Origin of the sequence: Daejeonella sp. (genome assembly GCF_037719425.1) — a bacterium.
Taxonomy (GTDB): domain Bacteria; phylum Bacteroidota; class Bacteroidia; order Sphingobacteriales; family Sphingobacteriaceae; genus Daejeonella.
Window position 1 is genome coordinate 35963 of sequence record NZ_JBBJNI010000004.1, and the last position, 8114, is coordinate 44076.

6 protein-coding genes and 1 pseudogene are annotated in these 8114 nt (G+C 42.3%); 2 read left to right on the forward strand and 5 right to left on the reverse strand.

The window, feature by feature from the left end:
• The first annotated feature begins 54 nt into the window (after nucleotides 1-54).
• Nucleotides 55-2139 carry an ATP-dependent endonuclease gene (locus WKF69_RS01070; RefSeq protein WP_340378765.1) on the forward strand — a complete coding sequence of 695 codons (2085 nt, stop codon included), beginning with the start codon at nucleotides 55-57 and terminating at the stop codon, nucleotides 2137-2139.
• Complete coding sequence (locus tag WKF69_RS01075) at nucleotides 2121-4055, forward strand: UvrD-helicase domain-containing protein (RefSeq protein ID WP_340378767.1); 1935 nt, start codon at nucleotides 2121-2123, stop codon at nucleotides 4053-4055. Before WKF69_RS01070 ends, WKF69_RS01075 begins: the two co-directional genes overlap by 19 nt.
• Before the next feature lie 152 nt (nucleotides 4056-4207).
• Here the strand turns inward: WKF69_RS01075 and WKF69_RS01080 are convergent, their stop codons facing one another.
• The 5 genes and pseudogenes from WKF69_RS01080 to WKF69_RS01100 all read right to left on the reverse strand — a co-directional run.
• Nucleotides 4208-5011, reverse strand: coding sequence for a hypothetical protein (locus tag WKF69_RS01080; RefSeq protein WP_340378769.1), 804 nt, complete (start codon nucleotides 5009-5011; stop codon nucleotides 4208-4210).
• Between the two features lie 81 nt (nucleotides 5012-5092).
• The gene (locus WKF69_RS01085) at nucleotides 5093-5638 is read right to left on the reverse strand and encodes a DUF4138 domain-containing protein (protein WP_340378771.1); all 546 of its coding nucleotides are present in this window, start codon (nucleotides 5636-5638) and stop codon (nucleotides 5093-5095) included.
• Nucleotides 5639-5648: 10 nt separating this feature from the next.
• Complete coding sequence (gene traM, locus WKF69_RS01090; RefSeq protein WP_340378773.1) at nucleotides 5649-6785, reverse strand: conjugative transposon protein TraM; 1137 nt, start codon at nucleotides 6783-6785, stop codon at nucleotides 5649-5651.
• A 239-nt stretch (nucleotides 6786-7024) separates the two neighbouring features.
• A complete protein-coding gene (traK, locus tag WKF69_RS01095) occupies nucleotides 7025-7648 on the reverse strand; it encodes a conjugative transposon protein TraK (protein WP_340378775.1) in 624 nt (207 codons plus the stop codon).
• A gap of 17 nt (nucleotides 7649-7665) precedes the next feature.
• Nucleotides 7666-8114 (reverse strand): annotated as a pseudogene (locus WKF69_RS01100) (conjugative transposon protein TraJ); the annotation flags it as partial.

The following is an 8114-nucleotide window of genomic DNA, read 5'->3' on the forward strand; positions in this document are numbered from 1 at the left end:
TTAAAAAGCTAAAGCATTGTTGCTTAGCGGCTTCCATAGGCCTAATCACTTTTCATGAAAATTTTCAAAATAGAGGTATGCAATTATCGGCTCCTAAAAGCTTTTTCGATGGATTTGGAAGACGAGCTTTCCTTAATAATCGGGAAGAATAACACCGGTAAAACCTCTGTATTGTGGGTTCTTGACAAATTTCTGAACGAAAAAAGCAAATTCAATTTTGACGACTTCAACGTCGAATACAAGTCGGCTGTGAAAAATCTCATCGAAGATGCCCATGATATCCCTTTTGAGGACTATGTCGAGAATGGGTTGGAGCTTAAACTGTTTATTCAATACGATGAAAGCGATAACCTTTCAAATATCAGTCGGGTAATGATGGATTTAGATCCGAATAATAATGTGATTACCCTTGGATTTCACTATTTGCTGGATTACGAAAATTATCTAAAAGCTCGCCGGGAGTATCGCGATTTCAACGCAAAGGAACAAGCAAAAAAAATCGAAAATACGTTGTATGATATTAAAGGAGTTTTTGATTTTTTGAAGAGATACCAAAAAGATTTTTTCAGGATAAAAAAGCGCTCATATCTGTTCGAGATCGCAAGCCAGATGATCGACCCGAATACTTTTCTTGATCTAGAAAGTGAAAATATCACCACGAAAGAGATTATTAATTTTAAGTATATAAGCGCAAAAAGAGATGTAACGAATAAAGAGCCTGATAGCACGCTATCAGGACAAACGTCACGGATATATCAGCGCACAGAAGCGAGTGACGAACAAAACGACGCGGTTGAGAAATTCAAAGATAAAATTACCGAAACCGACACTCAGTTAAGTGACGTTTATAAATCGCTATTCGAGGGAATCATTGAGAAGGTAAAGATATTTGGTGGAATCATTCGAAATGAATCTGAGATCGAAATTATCTCAACGTTACAACATAGGGAGCTTTTAGAGGGTAATACGACGGTAGTATATCGGCATAGCTCCGATCACCAGCTACCTGAGCATTATAATGGACTGGGGTACATGAACTTGATCAGTATGATCTTCGAGATCGAGATCCTTGTACAGGAATTCAAGCGTGATAAGGCATTAAAACCAGCGGACATAAACTTGCTTTTCATAGAAGAACCCGAAGCCCATACACATCCTCAGATGCAGTATGTCTTCATTAAAAATATTAAGGCATTGCTTCGCGAGGGCGTTAGGCGAGACGACGGTATTAACAGGCCATTACAGTATATTATCACTACCCACTCTTCACACATAGTGGCTGATAGCGATTTTAGTGATATAAAGTATTTAAAAAAACTTGAAAGCAGTGGAGTAATTTCGAAAAACCTTAAAGATCTGGAACAGGTCTATGCGGACGCTTCAAAGTATCAATTTCTTAAGCAGTATTTAACAGTAAGCAGAGCAGAAATATTTTTCGCGGAAAAAGCAATATTAATTGAAGGTGATACTGAAAGGATTTTGCTGCCGACATTAATGCGAAAGGTCGACATCGAAGAAAAAGCACGGCTCGCTGCTGTAAGGCAGGAAGATCAATTTTTGCCGTTGCTTTCTCAGAATATTTCCATAGTTGAGGTCGGAGCGTATTCCCAGATTTTTGAGCAGTTCATAGAGTTTCTCGGCATCAAGAGCTTGATAATTACAGATCTGGATGCAGTAGATGCTGACGGTGAAAAATGCCCAGTTGCTGATGGGACTGGTTTTTCCAACAGTGCTCTTTCATTCTTTTTCGGAGCTGTCGACCTGAACGACCTCCTCGGCTATACCATCACTCAAAGGACATTTGCAAAAACGGCCAACGCCTGGATTCTTCAAGACGATGGAAAACTATGTATTGTTTATCAGACGGCAGAAGATGATTACCGTGCAAGAAGCTTCGAGGATGCATTCATCCATTTGAACAGGCAATTTATTGCTGACGCCAAAGACAGTTTCCAGGGCCTTAAAAAAACGGCATATTTTGACGATGCATCTAAAAATGCATATGTGCTGGCAAACGAATGCATTAAAAAGAAAACCCATTTTGCCCTTGATATTCTGTATCATAGCGACGCAGCTTTAAGTAATTGGAAGATACCATCATACATTAAAGAAGGACTACTATGGCTCAAGACAGACTAATATTGGAGCCGGAAGTCCAGAGCATTCTTCAATGTATTGACAACGGACAGAACTTTTTACTTAGCGGCGGCGCTGGAAGCGGAAAGACCTACTCCCTGGTTCAAGTCATCCGCCAAGTGATTGAAGAGTTTCCACACGCCAGAGTGGCTTGTATGACTTACACAAATGCCGCGGTAAAGGAAATTGAAGAACGGGTTGACCATAGCAATCTGAACGTTTCGACTATTCACGATTTTTTATGGGATACGATCAAACACTTTCAAAAAGAGCTTAAAGTTGCTGTAGTGGATTTGGCTAACGATGAGGAAGTCACAGGAATCAAGATTGAAGGAGTAACTCCGGTACCGGCGAATTTCTTCGATGTCCTGGAGGACGGGATTCAGTATAAAGAATATGTCAAGATCCGCGACGGTATCATTTCACACGATGAGTTGCTGCTCGTAGCAAATCGCTTATTCGCATCCTATCCCAAATTAAGCAGTATTGTCAAAGACAGGTATAAATTTATCTTTATCGACGAGTATCAGGACACAAGCACCCAAGTTGTAGATATTTTTCTTACACAGTTCCAGCAGAGTCTCAGGCCAAATATAATCGGCTTTTTTGGCGATGCAATGCAGTCAATCTATGATGATACCATAGGTAATCTGAATGCTTATATTGGAAATGAGCCGGGTCAAGTCAGAGAAATACAAAAGGCGCAGAACCGTAGAAATCCTCTTCAGATAATCGGTCTTGCAAATACAATACGCACCGACGGATTAATGCAAACTCCATCATCTGATCCCACCGCGCCAAATATGGCAAATGGAGTTGTCAAGAACGGCAGAATTCTTTTTTTGCATTCCCAAAATGGGAACATAGATGCAGTAAAGTCTTACTTATCGGAGAATTATCAATGGGATTTTTTGGATGCAAAAGAGACGAAGGAATTGAATTTAACCCATAATTTAATCGCAGATAAAGCGGGTTTCAGAACGCTCATGGATATCTACGATAAAGATCAGGTCCTTAAATATCGAGACAGAATTAAGAAGTACGTTAAAGACAACGATATTACCGAAGATTTCACGGGACAAACTTTCGGCAACGTAATCGACTTTTTAAAAAATGGAAAGTCCGGGGCAGCTTTACGTGCCGTAGAGCCGACCAACGGCATGAACGTGTTTATTGCTGACCATCCCGATTTGCTTGTAAAGGCAAGAACGATGGAATACGATGTTTTTTCGAAAATGTATGTGGACAAGGATCAACTCGTGGATGACAAAAAGAAGGACATCGACGATGAAGGAAAAAAAGGAACCAAACGAGACAATCTTGTAAAACATCTGTTCAAAATTCAAACTAACATATCTCTCTATCAGACCAAACAATATAACGAATTTCTTAGGATAACAGATTACCGGGATAAGATAGTGTCAATTGCCCAAAAGCGGATATTAAAGGAGAACATTGAAATTTTGGTCGATGTTAGCGAAAAAACCATCGAAGAAATAATTGCCGAGGCAGATGCAATGGGCATCGCCATCATTGATGACCGGGTTAGCCAATTTACTGAGAGGCAGAGCTACTTATACGACCGTGTAAAGTCAGTTCCTTTCAGGGAATTTCAGAAGCTTTTCGATTATCTCGAAGGCAAAACACCGTTTTCAACACAACATAAGACCAAAGGAACTGAATTCGACAATGTATTGGTAATATTGGATAATGGCAGCTGGAATAAATACAATTTTGAAAATCTGTTTCTTGCTGGCGGTACTCCTTCAGTATTGGATAGAACGCAGAAGATATTTTACGTTTGTTGTACTCGGGCAAAGGAAAATCTCACTGTTTATTATTGCAATCCTCCTGCAACAGTCATCGCTCAGGCTTCAGTATGGTTTGGAGCTGATAATGTTGTCGAAATACCCAATTAGCGTTTTACGGGTATAACACTATCTCATACCCGTATCGAATATATCTTTTTGCTTCTGCGTTGCGATAGCATCACTACACCAATAAGACAAGATAGTCAATTGATTGCCGTATTTATTAATGCAAAAAGCCCGCTTCCGCGGGCTCCTCAATCCTAAACTTTCACACCTTTCTTCCGGCTTCGCTTATTCTGCACCAACGGATCTTCTTTCTGGTCGGCCTTCTGTTTTCTATCCTGCGACGCCTTGGGGTCCTGAACTTGCGAAACGCTCTCCGACTTCTCAGCCTCCTTAATCGTATCCCGCTTCACCGGGTTCATTTTGTGATCGTACACATTCACATTCTTATATTGCGGCGAGGCTTCAATATAGTACCGCGCCTCTTTGCCGCCGTCACGAACCACAGTCACCGACTGTACATTACCACGCTCTAGCGAGCGCATTAAATCGGCTTTCTGCTTTGGATCAGCAAGTTCCTTAATCGCAAAGCCCTCCAGTGATTTTTGCAGATCATATCCGTATTTCTCGCCAAATTGCTTGATCTTGTAATTACCGGAATCAGCTTTCACATCGAAATCAAGCTTCAACCAGGCTTTGTATTTCACGTTTTCCTGGTTTTTTAGCTCTTTGTGAACGGCGCGGCCTTCCAACAGGTTAAACGCTTCTTTAGCGGTAACTGAAGATCCGTTATTCACATAAAAGGTTTGGGATTTGTCAAGCGACGCATCGCTATGCTTTAAAGAGGCATCATAGCGGTTAATGAAGTACATATCCGTCGTGTCGGATTTCCGCAGGTGAAGCGTGTAATCGATCCTGTTATTGAAATGAGGAATCTCGGTCTGAAGTTGAAAATCCTTTAGTCCCTTTTCAATGTTGGAAGCCAGATCCCTGTTTAGTGTCTCGCCGAAGCCAAAATTCTTTAGCTGCGACTGTAAAAATTCAACATTTTGTGTGTTCATAGCAGTATAATTTAATTGATTTATAATTGCCGGAACGACCTCGTGTCATCCGGTCATAGTCGGTTGTATTATCCTGGATTGTTATTTAACAGTTCTAGCGTTTTCAATGTCGGAACGTGACACCTTCAGGTAAACATGACGTGCGCCGTTCTTCTCGTAAACTTCAATGAAAAGGGCTTTGTCGTCCGGAACAGTAAACTTGGTCAAACGGAAGACCTTGATTTTACGGTCCATCGGTGCAACGGCAACTAATTCCTTTCCAAATACTGGTTCAGGATAAACCTCCTGCTCCTGTGTCACAGTACGCTTTGCGGCCTTAAGATCACGAATGTAAAAGCGAATGAAATCAATGTCGTAAGGAATAGGCGACCGGTTACTTAATCGGAACTTGAAGTAAAAGCTGCCTTGATGAATAAGCACCTTATTTAGGTCAGCACTGATGTTTCCTTCTTTGTCCTTAACTAAACGGGAAAATTTAAATCCTGCGATTGTTTTAGCTAAATCTTTAGAATTAATTAAGCTTTGTTTATTGGAACTATTAAATGCGCTTGTATAGCGCGATTCCTGAGCAACTGCACTCCCTGCCGAAAGCAGAGCGAGCAACATGATTAAATGATACGTTTTCATATTTTGCTGATTAGTTGTTTCGTTGGTTATTGTCGCGAAGCAGAAGTTTGTAGCCTGCTTTTATTTTGACGCGGACTTGTTTAGCTTTTTTGCCGAACAGCCCTTTTGCGGCCTGAATACCGGCACCGGCCACCTGTGCTGATACAGAAGGATCCATCGATAAAATTTGCAAGCTTTGAATCGCCTCTTCAGTTCCGCTTTTGATGGCATCGCGAGTAATTGCACCAGGAATGTATAATCCTTCAAGGCCGTCTAAATCATAAGCAGATAATGCTACGGGTAAAATGGCGTTCCGATAACGAAGTGTAGTGATTTCTATCTTCAGTCTCTCGCCCTCGACGGCGGCGATGCCATACACAAATTCATTTTTAGGAATTAGCCGGCCCGCAACATAAATACTATCTGAAAGCCTTAATTTGATGACCGAGCCCGAAACGATGTCTTGATCTTGGTGTATTACAGCGTCCACTGCGTTGCCCAGAACATTTTCTATCGTAGTTACACTATCGCTGCTTTTGTCGATGTCCTGTACGGCGAAAACCTGTCCCTTATTCTTTGTGGACTTTGACTTCAAGCGTTCTTTAGCCAGACCGGGATTCTGAATATGCATGATTTTTTCCAGGATGGTATTTAATTGCTGCATTTCCGGATCATCACCGCCACCACCTTGAATAGACTGCATCAGGCTCTCCAATCGGTTTACATCGCCCGAAATCGAAGAACGCTTTGGAACCTCGCGTTGCGGTTGAGATGTTGGAGATTGAGGGCGATTGATCTCATTTTGTAGCAACTCAATGCGTTGTCTGATTTGCTGCTCCTGTTGATCGGCAGGATTGCTAGTCAGGGCATCGAAACCCGGTTGGGATGAGTTGCTTGCTGAGGAGTCGGGCCAAGTTGAACTCTTTAGTTCTTTAAGAGAAGCTTCATAGGCACTGAGCTTGTCGCCCTTTTCGTTTCCAGTGAACTTCGCTTCAGGAAGTGCTGTGTTGATTCCGCGCGTCTCGACGTGAGCACTTTGTTCTGTGCCGCCGGTTTGGCCACCACCAAGCGCCCAAAATGCCATTGTCAAAAATGGTGCGACCAGAAGTGGTAGAACCAACAGAAATTTTCGGTGCCTCAAAAAGGCTTGTGAATGAATAGTTTTCATAGTTGTATTTATTTAAGTGAAAAAAAGCGATGTGAGGATAAGGTATAGGAATGTTGCGCCGACAAGCAGGCAGAAAAGAAGCAACCCTGCTTTAAGCCTCGCGATCGGCATCACGTTTAACGTTCTATTCAACTTCATTGCAATCCGTCGCTGCCAAAACACCAGGACGGATGATATGCCAACCGCCAGCCGTTCCTGTCTGGCAGTAAGTGTCTTAGATGTTTTTTTGTTCCCGGCGATCATGGTCTGACGTTTTGAAGGGTGGTATCCCTGTTAGTGATGATCTCCCACCGCTCGATCAGAAAGCCATGTGGATTGTTGTCCGAGCGGCTTACGTTCCGTAGCGTCCCTTCTGTTATGAGGTTGCGGGTTACGGTCGATGTGGCGCGGATCAATTTCTGAATTGCATAGCAACGAAATCGATATGGGTATTGATCCATGTCCAAGGCTACACTATCCACGGCAATTTCCTGGCTGATGTTTGCTGAGATCAGGTTGGTATAATACCCACCTTCTTTTAGGTTATCATATTGAGCCTTGACTGATTGATCACCAAGATAAAGGGCCTTACTAATGTTAGTCTGTATTACTTTATCGTCCGGATCTAGTGTGAAGAAAAATTGGTGGAATGTGCGAACATGGTCGCGGGCTTCGACTGGGATGTTATCTTTCCTGCCGGAAGCGAATGCTTCAAGCGCTTTACCGCCAGCGAGAATATAGATTCGATCCTGCGCGACATTTATCGCCTGGTAACTCTTAATAATAGAGAATCCCGAGATCAGTACACATGCCAGGATTAGCAAGAAGCTAAACAAGCGAATGTGATTAAATGCGTTATCAATATTTCTTAATTTGCTGAACATAGTCGTAGGATTTAAGGTTATTTGCCAACGAGGCGGTTTTTATGATAATCATTGCTGCTGCCGTTCGCGAAATAACCATCGGATACAGAGCGGTCAGCCATTCCCTGGCTGACCGTAGATTTACCGCCGAAAACGTCTTGTGCCATGGCGCTTGCCGAACCCGTTACCGTTGTTGTACTATTTGACACTAGGGTGGTCACCTTTTGCAACAATGCGTTGCCGCCGCCAGCATGGACAATGTAATTAGCAACAGTGGGTACAGTGAAATACCCAACAATTCCGATTACAAGGAAGATCAAATAGGCAGTATCGGTCGAACTAAAAAAAGTATCTCCTGAAGACTTTACTTGAGAAATGTCTAGTTTGAGCATGTTCTCCTGTACCTTGCCGATAATGCTTCCGAAGATGTTGGAAACAGGTAGCCATAAAAAAACATTTATATAACGACCCAGCCAGACTGTCAAGG

What these genes read in the sequence shown, in the direction of transcription:
- WKF69_RS01070 (WP_340378765.1), top strand. Translation starts at nt 55, where the DNA reads ATGAAAATTTTCAAAATAGAGGTATGCAATTATCGGCTCCTAAAAGCT.
- WKF69_RS01075 (WP_340378767.1), top strand. Translation starts at nt 2,121, where the DNA reads ATGGCTCAAGACAGACTAATATTGGAGCCGGAAGTCCAGAGCATTCTT.
- WKF69_RS01080 (WP_340378769.1), bottom strand. Translation starts at nt 5,011, where the DNA reads ATGAACACACAAAATGTTGAATTTTTACAGTCGCAGCTAAAGAATTTT.
- WKF69_RS01085 (WP_340378771.1), bottom strand. Translation starts at nt 5,638, where the DNA reads ATGAAAACGTATCATTTAATCATGTTGCTCGCTCTGCTTTCGGCAGGG.
- traM (WP_340378773.1), bottom strand. Translation starts at nt 6,785, where the DNA reads ATGAAAACTATTCATTCACAAGCCTTTTTGAGGCACCGAAAATTTCTG.
- traK (WP_340378775.1), bottom strand. Translation starts at nt 7,648, where the DNA reads ATGTTCAGCAAATTAAGAAATATTGATAACGCATTTAATCACATTCGC.